Origin of the sequence: Butyrivibrio sp. AE3004, assembly GCF_000703165.1 — a bacterium.
Classification (GTDB): domain Bacteria; phylum Bacillota; class Clostridia; order Lachnospirales; family Lachnospiraceae; genus Butyrivibrio.
This window is the reverse complement of the sequence record NZ_JNLQ01000002.1, coordinates 3,240,805-3,262,318: the sequence shown is the minus strand read 5'-3', so window position 1 is coordinate 3,262,318 and position 21,514 is coordinate 3,240,805. Positions and strand designations below refer to the sequence as shown.

At 35.8% G+C, this 21,514-nt stretch carries 20 protein-coding genes; all 20 read left to right on the top strand.

Features of this window, described 5'->3' with window-relative positions; genetic code table 11:
• The first annotated feature begins 13 nt into the window (after positions 1-13).
• Entirely contained in the window at positions 14-2,029 is a 2,016-nt protein-coding gene (gene glgB / locus BV60_RS0117000) for a 1,4-alpha-glucan branching protein GlgB (RefSeq protein ID WP_081846736.1), read from the top strand.
• A gap of 105 nt (positions 2,030-2,134) precedes the next feature.
• Positions 2,135-5,311, top strand: a complete 3,177-nt coding sequence (locus BV60_RS0116995; protein ID WP_029323659.1) for a DUF6240 domain-containing protein — start codon at positions 2,135-2,137, stop codon at positions 5,309-5,311.
• A gap of 24 nt (positions 5,312-5,335) precedes the next feature.
• Positions 5,336-6,994 (top strand): flagellin N-terminal helical domain-containing protein, encoded by a 1,659-nt coding sequence (locus BV60_RS22290; RefSeq protein ID WP_051656822.1) that lies wholly within the window; start codon positions 5,336-5,338, stop codon positions 6,992-6,994.
• A gap of 7 nt (positions 6,995-7,001) precedes the next feature.
• On the top strand, positions 7,002-7,502 hold the full coding sequence (locus tag BV60_RS0116985; protein ID WP_029323656.1) for a flagellar export chaperone FliS: 501 nt from the start codon (positions 7,002-7,004) through the stop codon (positions 7,500-7,502).
• Positions 7,503-7,872: 370 nt separating this feature from the next.
• Positions 7,873-8,304 carry a prepilin peptidase gene (locus tag BV60_RS0116980; protein WP_029323653.1) on the top strand — a complete coding sequence of 144 codons (432 nt, stop codon included), beginning with the start codon at positions 7,873-7,875 and terminating at the stop codon, positions 8,302-8,304.
• A 16-nt stretch (positions 8,305-8,320) separates the two neighbouring features.
• Positions 8,321-9,280 carry a hypothetical protein gene (locus BV60_RS0116975; protein ID WP_029323652.1) on the top strand — a complete coding sequence of 320 codons (960 nt, stop codon included), beginning with the start codon at positions 8,321-8,323 and terminating at the stop codon, positions 9,278-9,280.
• 40 nt (positions 9,281-9,320) lie between these two features.
• Positions 9,321-10,511, top strand: coding sequence for a CpaF family protein (locus BV60_RS0116970; RefSeq protein WP_051656887.1), 1,191 nt, complete (start codon positions 9,321-9,323; stop codon positions 10,509-10,511).
• Positions 10,447-11,211 carry a type II secretion system F family protein gene (locus tag BV60_RS0116965; protein ID WP_051656821.1) on the top strand — a complete coding sequence of 255 codons (765 nt, stop codon included), beginning with the start codon at positions 10,447-10,449 and terminating at the stop codon, positions 11,209-11,211. The genes BV60_RS0116970 and BV60_RS0116965 overlap by 65 nt, the downstream gene beginning before the upstream one ends.
• A gap of 12 nt (positions 11,212-11,223) precedes the next feature.
• The gene (locus tag BV60_RS0116960) at positions 11,224-12,705 is read left to right on the top strand and encodes an immunoglobulin-like domain-containing protein (protein WP_029323646.1); all 1,482 of its coding nucleotides are present in this window, start codon (positions 11,224-11,226) and stop codon (positions 12,703-12,705) included.
• Positions 12,706-12,771: 66 nt separating this feature from the next.
• Positions 12,772-13,014, top strand: a complete 243-nt coding sequence (locus tag BV60_RS0116955; RefSeq protein ID WP_330376318.1) for a Flp1 family type IVb pilin — start codon at positions 12,772-12,774, stop codon at positions 13,012-13,014.
• Complete coding sequence (locus tag BV60_RS0116950) at positions 12,992-14,437, top strand: DUF5702 domain-containing protein (protein WP_197029587.1); 1,446 nt, start codon at positions 12,992-12,994, stop codon at positions 14,435-14,437. Before BV60_RS0116955 ends, BV60_RS0116950 begins: the two co-directional genes overlap by 23 nt.
• Positions 14,438-14,490: 53 nt before the next feature.
• Positions 14,491-15,399 (top strand): pilus assembly protein, encoded by a 909-nt coding sequence (locus tag BV60_RS22285; RefSeq protein WP_051656820.1) that lies wholly within the window; start codon positions 14,491-14,493, stop codon positions 15,397-15,399.
• Between the two features lie 15 nt (positions 15,400-15,414).
• A complete protein-coding gene (locus BV60_RS0116940; protein WP_081846734.1) occupies positions 15,415-15,891 on the top strand; it encodes a prepilin peptidase in 477 nt (158 codons plus the stop codon).
• Positions 15,878-16,372 (top strand): TadE family protein, encoded by a 495-nt coding sequence (locus BV60_RS0116935; RefSeq protein ID WP_029323639.1) that lies wholly within the window; start codon positions 15,878-15,880, stop codon positions 16,370-16,372. Before BV60_RS0116940 ends, BV60_RS0116935 begins: the two co-directional genes overlap by 14 nt.
• Before the next feature lie 2 nt (positions 16,373-16,374).
• Positions 16,375-17,715, top strand: coding sequence for a DUF6382 domain-containing protein (locus BV60_RS0116930; protein WP_029323638.1), 1,341 nt, complete (start codon positions 16,375-16,377; stop codon positions 17,713-17,715).
• Positions 17,716-17,777: 62 nt separating this feature from the next.
• On the top strand, positions 17,778-18,779 hold the full coding sequence (locus BV60_RS0116925) for an SCP2 sterol-binding domain-containing protein (RefSeq protein WP_029323636.1): 1,002 nt from the start codon (positions 17,778-17,780) through the stop codon (positions 18,777-18,779).
• Between the two features lie 2 nt (positions 18,780-18,781).
• Positions 18,782-19,495 carry a rhomboid family intramembrane serine protease gene (locus tag BV60_RS0116920; protein ID WP_051656819.1) on the top strand — a complete coding sequence of 238 codons (714 nt, stop codon included), beginning with the start codon at positions 18,782-18,784 and terminating at the stop codon, positions 19,493-19,495.
• Positions 19,492-19,899 (top strand): HIT family protein, encoded by a 408-nt coding sequence (locus BV60_RS0116915; protein WP_029323632.1) that lies wholly within the window; start codon positions 19,492-19,494, stop codon positions 19,897-19,899. The genes BV60_RS0116920 and BV60_RS0116915 overlap by 4 nt, the downstream gene beginning before the upstream one ends.
• 60 nt (positions 19,900-19,959) lie before the next feature.
• A complete protein-coding gene (locus BV60_RS0116910) occupies positions 19,960-20,802 on the top strand; it encodes a fumarate hydratase (protein WP_029323631.1) in 843 nt (280 codons plus the stop codon).
• Positions 20,803-20,854: 52 nt separating this feature from the next.
• Positions 20,855-21,409, top strand: coding sequence for a Fe-S-containing hydro-lyase (locus tag BV60_RS0116905; protein WP_029323629.1), 555 nt, complete (start codon positions 20,855-20,857; stop codon positions 21,407-21,409).
• Positions 21,410-21,514: the final 105 nt, after the last annotated feature.

The following is a 21,514-nucleotide window of genomic DNA, read 5'->3' as shown; positions in this document are numbered from 1 at the left end:
AAGGGGATTTGATATGGGTCAGACAGTTTTTATTTCAGATGCAGATGAGTATTTATTTGGACAAGGGACTCATTATGATATTTATAAAAAATTAGGTGCACATGTTTCGGAAGAGAATGGCGTTAAAGGTATGTTTTTTGCCGTATGGGCGCCGAACGCAGCATCTGTGCATGTGATAGGTTCCTTTAATGGATGGGATGAAGAAATGTATCCGATGGAAAGAATCGGAAACATGGGGATTTACCAATTATTCATACCGGGAGTAGGAACAGGAGAATTATATAAATATCTTATTCATACACCCGATGGAAGAAAGCTATATAAGGCTGATCCATATGCAAATTATGCTGAATTGAGACCGGGTAACGCTTCCAGAACCACGGATCTTTCAAAATTCAAATGGAACGATGAAAAATGGTATCAGGGCAAAAAAGGAAAAGACCTTAATAAGCAGCCCATAGCAATATATGAATGCCATATCGGATCATGGATGAAGCATCCTGACGGAACAGAAGATGGATTTTACAGTTATAGAGAATTTGCGGATCGAGTTGTGGAATACTTAAAAGAAATGAAGTATACACACATTGAACTTATCGGTATTGCTGAGCATCCTTTTGATGGATCATGGGGATATCAGGTAACAGGATATTATGCACCTACATCAAGATATGGTGAGCCTACCGATTTCATGTATCTTGTAGATCTGTTACATAAAAATAACATAGGAGTAATTCTTGACTGGGTTCCTGCGCATTTTTGTCCGGATGAATTTGGTCTGGGATGTTTTGACGGAACTTGTATTTATGAAGATCCTGATCCGAGAAAGGGAGAACATCCTGATTGGGGAACAAAGATCTTCAATCTTGCAAAAAATGAGGTTAAGAATTTCCTTATTGCCAATGCACTATTCTGGATCAAGGAATTCCACATTGACGGACTACGTGTGGATGCAGTTGCATCAATGCTTTACCTTGACTATGGAAAGAGAGACGGACAATGGGTTCCTAACAAAGATGGTGGAAATAAGAACTATGAAGCTATTGAGTTCTTTAAACATCTTAACAGTGTAATTAGAGGAACCTATCCTGACGTTATGATGATTGCTGAGGAATCGACTGCATGGCCCAAGATTACAGCACCGGTTGAAGATGATGGACTTAATTTCAGCTTCAAATGGAATATGGGATGGATGCATGACTTCTGCGAATATATGAAGCTGGATCCATACTTCAGAAAAGGTGCTCATCACATGATGACGTTTGCCATGAGCTATAATAATGCAGAGAATTATATTTTGCCGTTATCACATGATGAAGTAGTTCATCTTAAATGCTCAATGGTCGAAAAAATGCCGGGTTATAAGGTTGATAAATATGCTAACCTTAGAGCAGGATATGCATTTATGTTTGGACACAGCGGCAAGAAGCTTCTTTTTATGGGACAGGATTTTGGACAGGAAAGAGAGTGGAGTGAAAAAAGAGAACTTGACTGGTTCCTGCTTCAGGAGGACCTTAACCGTGGAATGAAGGACTATGTCAGAGATCTGCTGGAAATATATCGCAAGTATCCGGCTCTTTATGAAGTAGATAATGATTGGGGCGGATTTGAATGGATCAATGCAGATGATGCTGATCATAGTATTTACAGCTTTTACAGAAGAGCAGCTAATGGGAAGGACAATATCCTGTTTGTAATTAATTTTACACCCATGGAAGTACAAAATTATAAGGTTGGAGTACCATTTGCCGGCACTTACAAACATATTTTGGACAGTGCTGATAAGAAATACGCAGGATGTGGAACAGGAATACCTGAAAGTATAAAAGCTGAACCTGGATTATGTGATTATAAGGACTATAGTATCACAATGACACTTCCGCCTTATGGTGCTGAGCTTTTTGTATTTCAGACATCAGAAGCAAAATCCAAGAAGGTAGATGAGAAAAAAGCTGAGGAAAAGAAAGTAATTGAGAAGAAATCAGCTGCGAAGACTTCTAAAAAGACATCTGCAAAGAAGTCAAAATAACAAAACATAAAGATTTAGAATAATTATTCCGAAATAAAAGGTGATAAACACAGAGAGTGTTTATCACCTTTTTTAATAATTCTGTATATAAAATCGGAGAATTATATGAGCGTGAATTTTAATGTGATAAACGGAATGGAATCCGATTTGGAAAAATCAAGGAAAAGCACGGAAGCAGGGAATATATATACAAAACCATATCAGAAGAGTACAGGTACAAAGAGTGCCGTATCTGTGGATTTAAATGGCTCTCTTATTAATAATGAGGCATATACAAATCAGGGTAAAAGCAAGAATGACATAATGATGGAAGCAAGTAACACAGATGCTGCACTTCGCCATAACTATATGTCGATAATGGCAAATAATATGTCAGCAGAGGACTTTGCAAGGGCCAGGGAAGACGGATTTAATCTATCTGATATGAAGCCTGAAGAAACAGTGACAATCCTTGATAAGATTAAAGCAACTTTGGCAATGTCAGGAACAGAGGTAATTGGTTATACAGATGATATTACAGCTGATCAGCTGACAAAAATAACAGGCAGCAGTAGTCTGGCAAATGAGATTATTTCATCATTTCATAATAATGATATCCCTCTTACAAAAGAAAATATAGATGATGTGATCTTGGCCAATGATAAAATGAAATCCATTACTGAGTTAAGTGATGGGGCTATTAAATATATGACTTTAAATGATCTTGCTCCGACCATAGAAAATTTGTATATGTCGGAACATGCAACAAACGGACAAAATAGAAATGGCGGTACCTTTATTTTACTTGAGACAGAAGGATACTATGCAAAAAAGGCAGACCGGCTTGACTGGAATACTGTAGAGGACCAGGCAAAGAGAATAATTGCAGAGACAGGATATGATCCGGAAGATAGCGAAATATTAGAACAAACAAAGTGGATGATCGAGGAATCAATTCCACTTACAAAAGAAAACCTTGAAAAAGTAAGCAGCCTTAAGATGCTTAACCTTCCAATGGATGAGGAAAAAATCGTTAATCTTACCGCTTTGTCAATTGCAAACAGGGGAATGGTATCAGCGGATGGCTCTGATAATATTGAGAATAATATAAAAAAGGCAATAGAAATAGCAGGTAGAGTAGAGAAAATTTCCGATGATGCTGTAGATAAAGTTATTGAAGACAATAAAGTAGTAAACCTTGACAACTTGTACAGATCACAGCTGGAACTGGATAAAGAAAGATTTTTTTCTAATAAAGATAGCTTACCTAAACCGGTTAAAGAACAAAAAGAAGAGATGTCAGCTACCTTAAAAAAGGAGCAGCCTGAAGAAAATAATACCTTAATTGATGAATATACCGAAAAAAAAATGGAGGTACTTACAGCAAGAAAACAACTTGAAGAAATTAGGCTGTCTATGACAGTAAATGCAAACTTAAGATTGATTGACAAAGGAATAAAGCTTGAGACAGAACCGATTAATAATGTTATTGAAGCTTTGACAAAAGAAATAGAAGACATAAATAAAGAAATATTTAATGAAGGCGGAACTGAGAAATATCAGCTTTTTGAAGAAACAACAGCTAAAATTTCAGAGTTTTGGACTCTTCCGATAGCAGTTGTGGGACGACACAGTCTACCTGATAATGATAGCTTTGAAAACTTATATGATGATGCTAAATCATTAAAAGTCAGATATGACAAGGCAGGTGTTTTGTATGAAGCAGTCGGAACACAGGTAAGAGGTGATCTTGGAGACAGTATCAGGAAGGCATTCAGAAATATTGACGAACTTTTAAGGGAAGCAGGACAGGAGATAAATGAAGAAAACAGAAGAGTTATAAGAATCCTTGGTTATAACCGGATGGAAATAAATGAAGAGAATATTGTCAGGGTCCTTGAAATGGACGAGAAACTCATGAGAACAGTAGAAAAACTTAAACCGGGAGCTGTTCTTAATATGATAAAGGAAGGGCATAATCCTCTCAAAATGACATTACAGGAATTAGGTAATGAACTTTCCAGACAGGATAAAGATACCTCACAGCAGTATGAAAAGTATTCAAAGTTCCTATATAAAATGGAAAAAAATGACGAAATTACGCCTGAGGAAAAGGAATCATATATAGGGATATACAGACTTTTTAATACATTGAAGGTGACAGATAATGCGGCTATTGGTGCTGTATTGCAAACAGGAGCAGAGATGACAATTGAAAATCTCCTGACAGCAACAAGAACTGCAAAAAAAGAAAAGAAGGGGATAGATTTTAAAGTAGATGATTCCTTTGGAGGAGTTACAACAAAAGTTTCAGGTTCAAAATCAATTTCAGAACAAATAGAAACTGCGTTCAGACATTATAGTGAAAAAGCCGATTTAGTATATGAGAATCTGGAACCGGAAAAGCTTCATAATATAAATGCGAAAGAAGAAATGCTACTTGATGAACTCTCAGATAGATTAAAAGAGCAACAGGATAAAATTGCTAAAGACAATATTGAAGCTGAGTATTTAAACGAAAAAGTAAATGATATAAGAAAGGTTGCTTCATCTCAAACATCCGAGGATGCAATAAAAGAATTAACTAAGATGGGTATTGAAGCAAACACGGATACAATTCTTGCTTTTCTGAATCTGAAAGCGGGAAGAAAAGGTAGAGATTCATCTGTCTGGAATCTTGCTGAAAAAATGGCAACTCTTGCATTTAAGGAAGTCAGACAGGATATGCTGGATGATCTGATAAGAGAAGAAGATTATTCTAAAGCATATGAAGAAAATCTTTTAAATCTGTCGGATAGCCTTAATGAAATGCTTATAAATGAAGCAGATACTTACATAGATGTAAAGACAATACATTTAATGCAAAAGCAGCTGTCTGTAGCTTCAAAAATGTCAAGAAATGAGAGCTATGAAATACCTGTAGAGATAGATGGAAAAATAACTTCGATGTATGTCACGTTTAAAGAAAGTGAAATGGATGGAAGCAAGGTTGAAGCGGAGATTGAAACTGAGTACTACGGACATATTTCTATGGGAATGACAATTGATGAGGGAGAGGTAAGAGGAGCTTTTGCAGCATCTCTAAAGCAAACAGATGATTTAGCCGAATATATGGATGGTGTAAAAGATAGATTTATACGGGAGCTCTCGGAAAAAGAGGCCAAACTGACTATAGAGAAAGAAAATATTGGAATATTGTATCGCAGGCAGGAAGCCGGATCAGCGATACAAGGCTCGGAAAAAGGAATTTTCGATAAGCGAACATTGCTAAGGATGGCAGAGATCTTTGTTCACTCAGTATAGTTTTAATAAGAATCGGAGGTCATCATGCAGGTAAATTATAATATTTCAGCAATGATCGCTAACAATGCACTTGTAGCGAATGACAACAAGCTTGCAGCGTCAATTGAAAGATTATCAAGCGGCTTGAAAATTGCGAACGCTAAGGATAATCCTTCAGGACTTGCAATTTCAAGACGTATGAATGCTCAGATAAAAAGTCTGGGAGTCGCCGGTGGTAATTCAGGGGATGGAATCTCAGTCATTCAGACTGCAGACGGAACTTTGTCGGAAGTTCATGATATATTGCAGAGAATGAGCGAGTTGGCAATTCAGGCAGCCAATGGTACAAACAGTAAAACAGACCTCAGCATTATTCAGGATGAGATTGGCCAGCTCAAAGAAGAAATTACCAGGATTTCAGAAGCAACTGAGTTTAATGGACAGGTCCTCCTTGATGGAACTTTTGATTTAAGGGGATATGCAACAATCAAAGGAGAAACTGATCCCGAAATTACGGTCAATAGTTACAGTGATGTAATGGACTTTGGAAATTATTATATTGATGGCATCTATTGCGAATATGATAAAGAAACGGGGAAAGTGACTTTACTTGATGAAGAGGGCTATAAGATTAATACTACCAGGGTAGACGTTCATAGAATAACAGAAGCCCAAGGCCGCAAAAGCGATGAAACATATATGTATCAGGCAGATGTAACAGTTGATGGAGATATTGTCAAAATTGCCACCAGAGATGGCAGAGAGATTGAAATAAAGATCAATAGAGATTTTTATGAAAAAGATGAAAACGGTAAGCCTAAGAAAAAAAATGATAAACTTGTAGGAGAAAGAATTTCATTGGATCTTACAAGTAAAGGGGCCATGACTATGCAGGTTGGAGCTAATGAAGGCCAGACTCTGGATATCAGAATTCCTAAGGTTACCCTAACAAATCTTGGGATAGCATATACTGATGTGAGCAGGACCTACGAGGATGATCTTAATGATTTTACAACCTACATAAAGAGTAATACATATATTGATGATGCAGATAAAATGGAAATTCTCGGATTAACTTATTATGAATGGGAAGAAAATGATTGGGAAAACGGTAAAATAAATATAAACAAAGACATTAAGGATGAATACGGATATAGCTTTTTGAATGCAGAAGACGGAAGAAAAATAGTTGAAGCTTACAGGAAAGTGAAGGAAGGTAAAGAAACAGAGCGTAATTTTGATGCAGAAGAAGCAGCAGAGATAGCTGCTATCGATCCTCAAAATGTATTGGATGTCGATACAGAAAAAGAAGCAATTCATGCAAAATACGAAGCTCTTAGAAATGGGCCCGATCCACTTAAAAAGAAGGGAGTATCAGATATCATAGATGCTGCCAGGGAGCGAACAATAGTTGCTCCGCATTCCGGTGCTGATCAGGCTATTGAGGATATAGGAACTGCTATTCAAAAGGTATCTGATATCCGAAGCAGACTTGGAGCATACCAGAACAGATTGGAACACACTGTTAACAATATAAATGTGACAAGTGAAAATATGACGGCAGCTTATTCCAGAATAATGGATGTGGATATGGCTGAAGAAATGACAGTTTATACAACTCAGCAGGTTCTTTCTCAGGCGGGAACAAGTATGCTTGCACAAGCAAACGAGAGACCACAGCAGGTGTTACAGCTCCTTCAGTAACAAATTTATGAAAGAAAATGAGGTTCCGGGTATGATGCAGGATAAGATACAAGAATATACACGCAGAATTACAATGGCAAATAAAACACAGATGATAACTATACTGTATGAAATGGTTCTTGAATATATAAGCGAAGCGGAAAGCAGCTTAGCAAGAGGTGATGAAAAGGCTTTTTCCGAGGGATTATCAAGATCTATGTATTGTATAGATGAACTAATTCATTCGCTGAATATCAAGTATGAGCTTGGAAAAAACCTTTTAGGTTTATATCTGTTTGAAAAAAAGCAGATGATCATAGCAATAGCAAAAAAGAGTAGTGACGAATTGGTACATGTAAAAAAGACCTTTAGCGCACTTCATGAAGCTTATGTACAGTTGGAAACCATGAATGATGAAGAAGCAGTAATGACAAATGTACCCAAGGTATACGTAGGACTAACATATGGGAAAGGACAGTTAAAAGAGAGTATTGCAGACAATATTTTATTAAGAGGTTATATGGCATAATAATTTCAATAAAATTTAATATTTAAAAACATGTTGAAGAGTTTCTTCCTATATTAATAACATTTGGCCGAATGGAGCTTTAGATAGATTTCCATTCGGCTTTTTTTCTGTGTTTGGACTGGATTTAAAAAAGTCTTAAGAAAAAATTTGAAAGAAAAACAGCATTTTTTTAAGGTATTGATTGTTACAAATCATGATGGTAATATCGTCACCGTTGCTCGCGAAATGGAGCGAAGCAATGGATCAGTTGTAAAAATATAAATATGTCGGTGCTGGCATTCGCCCTCCCTGTCTATCTGAGTTCTTCAATGCGTTCGCATACACACCGACATATTTATTATTCTCAAAGAAAGGATGACAAATAATCAAAATGACAATTCCGATTTTATATTGTCTGGTTACCGGATCAGCAATTACGGATATTTTAAAAAATAAAATTTATAACTTATGGATGATGTCGGGGCTTATATGCGGTATTGCAGTTAACCTTCTGGATCATAATCATGGTACTTCTTTTAGTAATGTGGTAATGAAATTACTAATTGCTATTTCAATACTTACACCAATCTATTTTGTAAAAGGAATAGGAGGTGGAGATCTTAAATTGCTAATTATTATTTCAATGTTTATTTCAGTTGCAGAACATATATGGATTATTATCATTTCACTAATACTTGGAGCAATCTTCGGATTAATGAAGGCTGTTTTGAGAAAAGATATTCATCAGACGGTATGCTTTGCAGTTCCGATAATGATAAGTACCATTTTGGTAACAGGAAAAAGCGTTCTTTTATGTATTTAGATGTGAGGAAATAAAAATGAGTAAAAATGTAATGATAATTTGCGATAAGGATAAGAACTATTGCAATAAATTAGACAGTTTCATAAGGGACAATCTTGGTATTCCGTTTAATATATACGAAATTACCGATGCTAACAGGCTTTATGATTTTTTGGATGATGCAGAAAATGCACTTCTTTTGATTTCTGAAGCAATATTTGAAAAAAATGTCCCACATGGGTTTAAACATATATTGGTCCTAAGAGAAAAAGAGATATCTATTTCCGAGGAAAAAATAACTTACGGAAATGATGATTTAAACATCAGATACACGGATAAATATCAGAAAAGTGAGAACATAACTGACAGTATCCTCAGCATGTGTCTGGACATTCCGGGGATAACAATAAAGGGAAAAAGTAAAGAGCCAAATAAAAAAATCAAGGTGATCGGATTTTATACACCCGAAAGAGATGTTGACCAGACAGTTGAAGCCATCAGATTTGCAAGAAAGCTTTCGGATAGAGAAAAAACACTCTTTATAAATACAGACAGCTTTTGTACAAACGAACTGCTGAGGAATAGTTCTTATGATGAAACCATTGTGGATCTGATATATTTTTCAGAATGTGCAGCAGATAAATTTGGAATATATCTCGAAAGAGTAGTAAAACATGACAAAAATCTTGAGTTTGTTCCGTCCTCATTATCTCCGTTTCAATGCAGGATGATAAAAAGCAAAGAATATAAGCAGTTTATTAAGTGTGTTGAAGACACTGAAAAGTATTTAAATATTGTTTTGGATATTTCAGAAGGAATAAATGAATTATTCGAGATTCTTCATATATGTGATGAATTATATGTTTTGCAGGATAATCGGGGTAATGACCATCAAAGAATAGGTCTTCTGATAAATGAACTTCAAAAGGATGAAGAGTTTGATATGAAGAAACTTCACAGAATTGAAAAGGCGGGAGGTGAAATTATTGGAGCATGATGAAGTAAAAAGTGCTATACGTGAAAAGATACTATCAGGAATGGATTTCTCAAAAGATGTTGACGACGAGGAAATGCTTGAACGCATAGACAGAGGTATTCTTGAATATAGCAGGGGTAAAAATCTCTCACTTGATGAAAAACTCAGACTAAGAAAGGAATTATTTTATTCAATCAGAAAGCTTGATGTGTTGCAGTTACTTGTTGATGATCCTGAGATAACAGAAATTATGGTGAATGGAACCGATCATATTTTTGTTGAAAAAAAGGGAAGTCTTTTTCGACATGAAATGAAATTTGAATCAGTACAAAAGTTAGAGGATATCATACAGCAGATAGTCAGTAAATGTAACAGAGTTGTCAATGAGGCATCTCCTATTGTGGATGCAAGACTTGAAAATGGGTCACGAGTTAATATCGTATTGCCACCCGTTGCACTTAACGGGCCAATACTGACAATAAGACGTTTCCCTGACAGTCCGATAACAATGGAGAAACTAATAGAGTTTGGTGCTTTAGAAGAAGATCTTGCAGAATATCTCCGGACACTTGTAAGAGCAGGTTACAATATTTTTATTTCAGGTGGAACGGGTTCCGGAAAAACAACCTTTTTAAATGCATTGTCCGACAGCATTCCTAAGGACGAACGTGTGATAACCATAGAAGATAATGCTGAGCTTCAAATAAAACATGTTCCGAACATAGTTCGTATGGAAACAAGAAATGCAAATGTCGAAGGTTGTAAGCCGATTTCAATAAGAGATCTGATTAAATCATCTCTTAGAATGAGGCCTGATCGAATTGTAATAGGTGAGGTCAGAGGAGATGAATGTGTGGATATGCTTCAGGCGATGAATACAGGGCATATATCCATGTCTACAGGCCATGCAAATACTGCAAAAGATATGTTATCGAGGCTTGAAACAATGTTCTTAATGGGAATGGATCTTCCGCTTTCGGCTGTAAGAGGACAAATAGCCTCTGGGATAGACATTATTGTTCAATTGGGAAGGTTAAGAGACAAATCAAGAAAAGTATTGGAAGTATGTGAATTAACAGGAAGGATACAAGAGATGACAGGTGAAATAGAAATCAAGACGCTATTTAAATTTAATGAAACATCAACTGATGATAATGGAAAAATCATCGGAGAATGGAGGTGCGAAAATGAACTTGAATGCTTATCAAAGCTGGAAGCAGCGGGTCTTAAGCTTAAGAGTTACGGCATTTGATATACCGCTGATCGCAAGAAATATTTTTATATTATCTATTATCGGGAAATTATTTTATGGAAATTTCGCAGCATCAATTCTGATGTTTCCGATATCAATCCCCTGGTTTGTAATTCAAAAGGAAAGAAAACAAAGAAAAGAAAATCATGATCTTGGTATACAGTTTAAAGATGCAATGATGTCTGTCATGGCAGCAGGAAAAGCAGGATATTCAATGGAAAATGCGTTTTCGGAAGCAATACATGATATGCGTCTTCTTTATGGTAGAAGTGCACCTATATGCAGAGAACTTCAGAGAATAGAGCAGGGAATCAGAAACAGTATATCTATAGAAGAAATGATACTTGAACTTGGAAAACGCAGTAATAACAAGGATATTGAAGAATTTGCAGGAGTTTTTGCAGTGGCAAAAAGAAGCGGCGGCAATATGACAGATACTATCGAAAGGTGCGTGGATATCATAGGGAAAAAGATGGAAGTCGAAAACGAGATAGATGTACTTATTGCTGCTAAGCGTATGGAAGCGCAGATAATGCAGGTTGTCCCGTTTGGAATCATGGTATATGTTGGACTGACCAATCCGGGATTTTTTGATTCATTGTATGGAAATGCATTTGGAATAGTAATAATGACGGTATGCCTGATTATCTATATTGCAGCTTATATACTTATACAGAAAATTGTTGATATAGAGATATAACGGAGAATACAAATGAAATATCTAATTGTACTTTACCTGATAATACCATTTTTTATGCTTATTATGACATTTGTGTCAATTAATGAAGAAATACCGGAGGAATTGTCAAAGGATGAGGGGCTTGAAAAAATTTTCCATAAAATCTCCGTGTATATATATAGGAATTTTCTTGGAAACAACAAGATTTTTTTAAGATCGCCCGGCAGGAGGCATGTACGTGATAACCTGCAAAAGCTTGATTCTGAAGCAGATATAGGCAGAAAGCTGGCAATATACTTCATAAAAAAGATTAGTACAATGCTTGTTCTTTCTTTTGTGGGATCATTACTTGCACTTCTTTCATATTTTGTAGCAGTAAGAAATTATTCCCTTAATACTAATGGAGAGATTGTGAGGAATGATTTTGGCGAAGGCGAAAAACAGGCAAAATTGACAGCTATAGATGAAACAGGAGAAGCCATCGGTGATTACGACCTTACTATCAATGAGATGGAATATTCAAAGCATGAAACAGAACGGTTATACAAAGGATTACTTGAAAAATTGCCGGAAACAATGCTTCAAAATAACGAAGATTTTAAGCACGTTAATAGTACACTAAATCTTCCCATGGCTGTTGATGGATATCCCTTTAACATATCATGGGAGTCAGATAATATAGACGTTTTACATTCAGACGGAAAAGTTGAAAACAATGACATTAAATTTAAAGAAACTTCAGTGATACTTACAGCGAAAATCACCTATAAGGACTATAAATGGGAGCATATTTTTAACATTATTATAACGCCCAGAGAGTTTTCAGAGAATGAAGCAGTGTATCAGGAAGTTGAAAATATGCTTAAAGAAAAGGAAGAGACATCAAGGAGAAAGGACAGATTTGAGCTTCCTAAAGAGGCAGGAGGAAATACTTTAACATGGAAAGAAAAAATAGACGAAAGCAGTCTGATTATATTGCTTATATCTTTGACGGTATCAGCATCGGTGTTTGCACTGGGAGATAAAGATCTTATGAAGCAGGTCGAGGAAAGAAAGAAACAGATGATTTTGGAATACCCGAATTTTGTTTCAAGACTTGTCCTTTATATGGGCAGTGGTATGTCAGTGAGAGGAGTTTTGACTAAATTTTCGGTTGAATATAAAAAGCATGTGCGAGAAGGAGGAAAGCGGAGCTTTTTGTATGAAGAAATATGCAAAAGCTGTAACGAAATCCAAAGTGGTGTACCTGAAATTCAGGTTTACGAGAGGCTGGGAGCAAGATGCGGATCACAGCAATATGCACGGTTGGTAACGCTTCTTTCTCAGAATCTAAAGAAAGGAAATTCGGAAATGATGCTCCTTCTTAGAGAGGAATCAGATAAAGCTACCATGGAGAGAATGTCATATGCAAGAAAGCTAGGGGAAGAAGCCGGTACAAAATTATTGGTACCAATGGTAATGATGCTATTTATTGTAATGGTCGTGATAATGGTACCGGCATACCTGTCATTTTAATTAAACATGTAATCACCATAAGGTGTTACAAAATATATTTTATTATAAATTTTTTAGGAGGAAAAAATGAAATCAATTATTACAAACAAAGTAACTTTATTAGGAGCACAGGCAAGGTATTTCGCAATGCGTGCAAAGGAAAAAATCAAAGATCTTATCAGGGATGAAGACGGAATGGGAACGGTAGAAGTTATATTGATCATCGTTGTGCTTATCGGTCTTGTAATCATATTTAAAAAGGAGATAGACGGCCTTGTTAAAGAAATCTTTAATACAATCAATACGGATGCGGCTAAAATTACAGGCTGATGCGTATATGACCGTATATCTGTCATTGTCGATGACAATAATAATGTCACTTATTCTTGCACTTCTACAGAGCGCAAGGATAAGTGCAGTAAAAATGAAAACGGAGCTTACGGTAGATATTGCTATGAACTCGGTACTTGGAGAGTACAACAGAGAGCTGTTTAGAAAATATGGACTTTTATTTATTGATACTTCATATGGAAATGAAAATAGCTCGGTAATGAATACAAGAGAACATCTTTCGAATTACTTTTCAAAAAACTTTGAAATTACTCCTATAGGTAAGCTGACACAAAGAAGTACTCTTATTCCTGCAAAACTTTCAAATGTAGATATTACGGGGTATTCATTGGCATCCGACGGGAAAGGAGCTGTTTTAAGGAGACAAATACAATCATATATGGAAGGAGCAGCTATAGACTCAGTAATAGGAAAAATACAGGACAACGCAGAAAAACTACAGAATGCCGGATTGGACAAGGACGATGTAGAAAATATGGCTAACAGCAATTTGCAGGAGATGTCAAAAGCACATAATGCGGACCTGGATGGTGACGGTACTGCTGAACCATATTATGTGGATAACCCCGCAGGAGCAGTGACTGCTCAAAAAGGAATAGGGATACTTCCATTGGCAGCTCCGGATTTGGATGCTATATCTGATGCTGCTGTTGATTCTTCTGTTTATGCATCGAAGAGAAAACTTAAAACAGGAACCGGATTGGACGAATCTGAGAAAACCGGAATCGGATCCGATGTTTTATTGGAAAAATATATTTTTGAAAAATGCGGATGCTATGGAATGGAAAAAGCAAATTCCAAATTAAAATATGAGCTTGAGTATATATATGCGGGAAAAGACAGTGACTACGCAAATTTGGAAAAAGTAGCGGAAAAGCTGTTTCTCTGGAGAGAAGCGTCAAATTTTGCATATATTATCAACGATGCAGATAAAATGGCGGAAGCAGATGCTTTGGCACTTACTGCATCAGTACTGTTAATACTTCCAGAACTTCAGGAAGTAATAAAGATGGCAATTGTTTTTGCGTGGACATTTGCAGAAAGCATATCTGATCTTAGGATCCTTTTGACCGGAGGAAAAGTGCCTATTATAAAATCAGCAGAAGATTGGAATCTTTCGTTGGAAAACATGCTTGAATTCAGAGAGCATTTAGTAAACGGTGGAGGATCAGGACTTAGTTATGAGGACTATCTAAAAATACTTATTCTTTTAGAAAAGAAGGGAAAGAAAACCTTAAGACTTATGGACATTATTGAAATGAACATAAGAGGAACCAAAGGGAACAGTAATTTTAAGATTGATAACTGCATAGATATTTTAAGTGCAGAATTTAGTGTAAACAGTGTTTATAACAGTAAAATAACGATAGAGCGCACATATGGCTATGAAATGTTTGACTGAATAAACAGAAGTAGCCAGTGATGGCCTTTTTCAAAATGATTTAAAGGAAAAAAATGAAAAACAACAATATAAAAGGTAAAAAAATGGATTATCGTCTGAAGGAATTCATAGTTTTTGTAAATATAAAGGATATGCTTCTTCGGGTAAACAGAAAAAGGCTGTCACTGGCTGCTTCTGTGACAGTGGAAGCGGCAATAGTACTTCCGATATTTTTATTCTTTTTTGTAAATCTTTTGGCACTTTTCGATATTCTAAAATTCCAATGTGATTTAGAATGTGCACTTCATCAAACAGGAAGACAGATAATGGCAGATGAAGTTACATTGGAAATCATTGCCGGAAAAAGTACAAAAGAAATGATGGGAGGAAAAGTAGCGGGGGTTGTGGATGCTGCATACGCCAGCAAAAAAGTAAAGACTTATCTGGGAGAAGAGTATCTTGAACATAGTCCAATAAGTGGAGGTTCTTCAGGACTTAAATTTTTGGAAACGGCTTTATATTCCGGAGGAGACATAATTGATATTGTGGCAGCATACAAAGTTCATCCTTTGTTTAAAATTGCTGCATTTACTGATTTTTCACAGGAAGGGAGATTTTATGGACATGCATTTACAGGATACAGCATAAATGGCGATGGATGGGAAGATGAGGCTGAAACAGAAGAACTTGTATATATAACGGAAACAGGAACGGTATTCCACAGGAGTCTTAACTGTACACATCTTAAACTTTCCGTGAAAAAGATTGCAAAGTCGGAGGTTTCTGCTAAACGAAATTTGGACGGAGCAAAATTCTATCCCTGTGAGAGTTGCGGCAAACTAGCAGGGAAAACAGTCTATATAACAAATTACGGAAACCGATATCACAGCGAGCGAACCTGTAAGAATATAAAAAGAACAATAAAGACGGTGAAAATATCAGAAGTAGGCGGAAAAAGCGCTTGTAAGGAATGCGCAGGTTAAGAAATAAAAGGAGTAATGATGGATTTTTGCGAAATAATCAATAATAAAGAAAACACGGAAATGATTTTCAGAATTTTGACATTGATCATTATGATACTTACTTCTGTATATGATATACGGGATAAAAAAATACCGGTGTCAATTCCTGCAGAACTTAGTATTTTATCAATAATTCATGAATTGTATTTATGGTCAATCAATGCATTTGATATAAAAGAGATGCTGTTATCTTTTATGCCGGGAGTTATACTGATTGCTGTCTGCATGATATCGCAACAAAGCGTGGGATTAGGGGACGGACTTATTGTTTTTGCAATTGGACCGGTATTTGGAATGCTGGATCTTGTGCTGATGATATTTATAGCGCTTGTATTATCGGGAATCATAGGAGGAATACTTCTTGTTTTGAAAAAAGTTAACGGGAGAAGTACCTTGCCGTTTATTCCATTTTTATCAACAGGAATGGGGGTGATGTGCTTTGCGTTCTTATAAAAATTTCAGAATTGATGGCTATATGACAGTTGAAGCAGCACTGGTAATACCCTCGGCAATTTTTGGAATAGTACTGATAATCTACATGGCGTTTTGGGTATATGGACGATGTATCTTATCCCAGGACACATATCTGCTTGGATTCAGAGCATCGCTCTTTTACGAGGAAAAGGGATACGGGAATGCAGGTGAATACGTAAACGAACATCTTGATGAACAAATGGTAAAAAATTATTTTGGCAGCAGAAAGCCTAAAATATCGGCAAATCAGAGCAACAAAGAAATAATTATGGATGGAAATATAATCACAAACCATAATGCTTTATACGGCTTTTTTAAGGGTATACCTGATTTATGGAAATCGGAAGCAAAGGCAACTATTAAGATTCAGAAACCTGCAAAAACATTAAGAAAAATAAAACGGATTAAGGATGTTGCAGCTAATCTGAGTAAAAAAAAGAAAGATCAAGAGGCTGATTAAAAATGGAAATAAAATATTATAAAGATGCGAAACATAACTATTTGATAGTGGATGTTAATATAAATGATGATAATCTGTTTCAATACAGAATGCTTGAAAATAATGAAATAGAAGGACTTCTCCCTTTCAGTTTGCGGAATATGGATGGACAGTATAAGCTGTATTACGAGATGGACTCCAAACAGAGCATAAAGAATAAATATATCAGGCAAAAGATGGATTATGAGAAATTAAAATCTTTTCTGGGAGATTTTATTCAGACTGCTAAGAATCTGGGGGATTACCTCCTTGATCCGGGGCATATAGTACTTTCGCCTGAAACCATATTTGAAGAGTTTTCCAGCGGAAAATATTACTTTACATATGATCCTTCAATTGAAAAGATGTTTGATAGAAGCTTTATAGAATCATTAATGGAATATGTGGAAATGAAGGATGACAGGGCACAGGACCTTTTATATAAACTTTTGGATTCGTTTTACGATGAAGGTGTTATTGATTATAACTATCTTAAAAGCCTTATTTCAGTTGATGATCAAAAAATACAAGATAAGGATTGCTATGAAGATAACAGAATAGTTACAGCTACTGATATTAATGATTTTGAAAACGATTATAAAGATGAAGACTTTACAGAAGATAAAGCTGATGTAGAAAAGAAGAAAAAAATAAGATTACCAATAAACGGAAATATTGTGATGGGAATACTTTTTGCGATTGTTGCAGGTATCTTATGGTATTTCAGATATGCATATAATCTTACGTATGAAGAAAATCTTTTGGATATAGCCGTATTTATGGTGTCTGTTATGATGTCTCTCACTTCCTTTCTTCTATTTATAAGAAAGAGCGATAAGTGTCATTTAAAAAATCAAACAAGTAAAGAAAAATCCGGTAATAATATAATTCCTGAAATAGCAGAAAATAGAGTAGAAAAAGCCAAAGAATATCGTCGGATAGCAGAAAAAAAATATGAAGATTTTCCGGAATATGATGAAGAAGGTGAAGAAACGGTTATGCTAAGTCTTGATTTTGGAAAACAGACTCATAAATTATATGCTATAGATGATACTGAGCATGAAAGTATAAGTCTTGGAAAACTTCCTATAGTTATTGGAAAATTAGCATCATGTTCAGATGTTGTGATAAAGGATAAGACAATTTCAAGAATGCATGCGAGAATATACAAACCTGAACCTGGTAATGACAATGTCTGGATTCAGGATTTGAATTCCACAAATGGCACCTTTATCAACGGAAGAAGAATGATGCCGAATGAAAAGATAAAACTTTGTGAAGATGATGAGATATCTTTTGGAAAATGTGTATTTGCGTACCGCTAAAATGAGTGAGAACTATGATATAATAAGCATTAGTTTGATTCATTTAACGTGGAGAGTACGGTATGAAAATCAATATATATTATGGCGGACGCGGAATAATAGATGATCCGACACTTATGGTTTTATCCAAAATGTCAGAGGTTTTTAAAGAACTCAATGTTCAAGTGGAACAAATAAATCTTTTTGAGCAGAAAAATGGAATTACAGCACTTCCCGGCACATTAAAAAATGCTGATGGAATAATCCTTGCCTCAACAGTGGAATGGTTTGGCGTGGGCGGATATATGCACCAATTCCTTGATGCTTGCTGGCTTTACGGGGATAAAGACAAAATCAATGGATTGTATATGGCTCCAATAGTAATGTCAACAACGCATGGAGAGCGTGAAGGAATGATGGAGCTAGCTTCTGCGTGGGAGATACTTGGAGGTATCCCGATTGATGGTATATGCGGGTATATAGCTGATACATCTACTTTTGAAAGAAATGAAAGCTATCAGAACTTGATAGAGAAAAAGGCAGAGTATATATATCGAAATATAAATCAGAAGATACAGTCTTTGCCAACCAGCAATCAGGCAGTAAAGAACAGAGTTTCAATAACAAAGATTACGGATCTTACACCTCAGGAAACAGAACAGCTTTCAAGGTATATTTCAAATGAAGAATATGTTCAGAAACAAAAAGAGGATATTCAGGAGCTGAGTAATATTTTTAGGGATAAGATGGATAAAGATAATGCAGCCCAGCATGCTGAAGATTTTGTAAAAAGTTTGAAAGAACATTTTAAACCTGTTGCAGGATTGCATGCGGTTTATCAGATCTCACTTCTGGATCAGACAAGAGATAGAGATATTTTTGTTCGAATTGATAATCATGAAATCGAATGCAGGCTTGGAGAGGCAAGTACATGTAGTGTTCATGCATCTATGAATACGTCTGTATTCGAGCAGATTGTATCGGGAAGAATGACTTTCCAAAGAGCATTTATGGAAGGCAATCTCAAAATGAAGGGAGATTTCAAACTGCTGAGAAGTATGGATCAGCTGTTTGATTTTAAATAATCTTGAAAGATTTTGATAATGATCATGGTATAGATAAGGCTTCTGAAACAACTAATGAAGACGTTAAAAAGATAAATAATGAAGACTTCACAGAAGCGTTTTGGGACAAACAGAAAAATATTCTAATAAGTTCGTATATTAATACAATAATAATTATCCTCAATATAATCATTTTTATTATCAGCCTCATATTGGGAGAGCCGTTTGTTCAGAGATTCGAACAACGTGCGGATTATATAATGGCAGGATCTCAGTACTACAGGCTTGTGACATCTATGTTTCTGCATGCAGATGCCGAGCATTTATTTAGTAATATGTTGATTTTGATGTTTGTAGGTGCGAATGTTGAGTATGATATAGGACATATCTTTTATCTGATACTATATTTTCTATCCGGTATTGGTGGAAACATACTGAGTATAGCTTATGATTTTTTCAAGGCAGAATTTATACCTTCCATCGGAGCAAGTGGGGCAGTGTTCGGAATTATAGGAGCTGTAATAGTAATAGTTTACTATGGAAGGAAGAAACTGAAAAAGGGGTCAAACCTGATGATAAGACTGGCTCTAATGGTGGCATTGTCTGTATATACCGGCTTTAGGACTGAGAATGTTGATAATGCAGCACACATCGGGGGGCTTCTTAGCGGGATAATAATAGTTTTACTGATTACAATTATAAATAAAAAAGAATACACAATGGAGGAATGGTTATGAAGGATTCAAATTGTATTTTCTGCAAACTAGCCAATGGAGATATTCCGACAAATTCAATTTATGAGGATGACATGTTTAACGTAATTCTTGATAATGGTCCTGCAACAAAAGGACACTGTCTTATATTACCAAAGGATCATTATGAGAATTTGTTTGAACTACCGGATGAAACTGCAGCAGAAGCAATAAAACTTGCAAAAAAACTTGCAACAAGACTTAAAGACAAATTATCGGCAGATGGAATTAATCTCGTCCAAAATAATGGTTCGGCAGCAGGACAGACTGTTAATCACTTTCATCTTCATATTATTCCAAGATATGAAAATGATGGACAACATATTTTATGGAAGCCAACGGAACCATCTTCGGAAGAACTGAAAAACCTTTGTGAAAATCTTAAGTAATAAAAGATATTATATTTATTTTCTTTAATCATAAAAAAGTAAAGTTTATGGAGGAATAACTTGAGAGAAATAGATGTTTCAGAGATATCAAAAGCTGTAAAGAATTTATGCATTGATGCTAATTACAGACTTTCTTCTGATATGGAAAATGCTATTCAAGATGCGTGCGATAAAGAAAAATCAGTACTTGGAAAACAGATTTTTAAACAGCTACAAAAGAATCTTCAAATTGCAAGAGAGGAAGATATCCCAATTTGCCAGGATACAGGAATGGCTGTGTTTTTTATAAACATAGGACAGGATGTGCATTTTACCGGCGGAAATCTGACGGAAGCAGTAAATGAAGGTGTACGACAGGGGTATACAGACGGATACTTAAGAAAATCAGTTGTAAGAGACCCTATTATCAGAGAAAACACAGGTGATAATACACCGGCGGTAATACATTACAATATTGTTTCGGGTGAACAGGTTGAAATAACAATTGCGCCCAAAGGATTTGGTAGCGAAAATATGAGCAGAGTATTCATGCTTAAACCAGCTGATGGCGAAGAGGGTGTTAAGAATGCAATAGTACAGGCTGTTAAAGATGCCGGACCAAATGCGTGCCCACCTATGGTTGTAGGAGTAGGAATTGGTGGAACTTTTGAAAAATGTGCGATTATGGCCAAAGAAGCGCTGACTAGAAAGGTTGGGGAACACTCTGAAATACCATATGTAAAAATGATGGAAGAAGAAGTGCTTGATAGAATAAATAGTACAGGTATAGGCCCTGGAGGACTGGGAGGCACGGTTACTGCACTTGCCGTAAATATTATTACTTATCCGACACATATAGCAGGGTTACCTGTAGCCGTAAATATTTGCTGCCATGTGAACAGACATCGCAGTACTGTGATATAACCCCATTTATATGCAATAGTTTTATTAAAACTTATAAATGAAAGGATATTATATGGAAAAGAAAATCACAGCACCATTTGATCAAAACACAATTCAAGATTTACATAGTGGGGATATGGTGTATATAACAGGTACAATTTATACTGCAAGAGATGCTGCGCATAAGCGAATGAAGGAGGCATTAGATAACAAGCAGGCTCTTCCCATAGGAATAAAAGGTAACGTAATTTATTATATGGGACCTTCTCCTGCCAGAGAAGGAAGAACTATAGGCTCAGCGGGTCCAACAACTGCCAGCAGAATGGATAAGTATGCCCCACAGCTGCTTGACATGGGTCTTTGTGGTATGATTGGAAAAGGAAAAAGATCAAAAGAAGTTATTGAAGCGATTGTCAGAAATAAGGCGGTATATCTTGCTGCAATTGGTGGAGCGGGGGCGCTTCTTTCAAAAGCAATAAAAAAGTCTGAGGTTGTGGCATACGATGATCTGGGAACAGAAGCGATAAGAAGGCTTGAAGTGGAAGATTTTCCAGCAATTGTAGTTATAGATTGCGAAGGAAAAAATCTTTATGAAACAGCGATTAGTCAATTTTGTACTATAAATTAAGAAAAAATGATTAAAATATATAATTAATAAAAAGACTTGTTGACAATACCCATGCTACTTTGTATAATAACATTTGCGTTAACGATATTTGTTAACGCAAAAAAC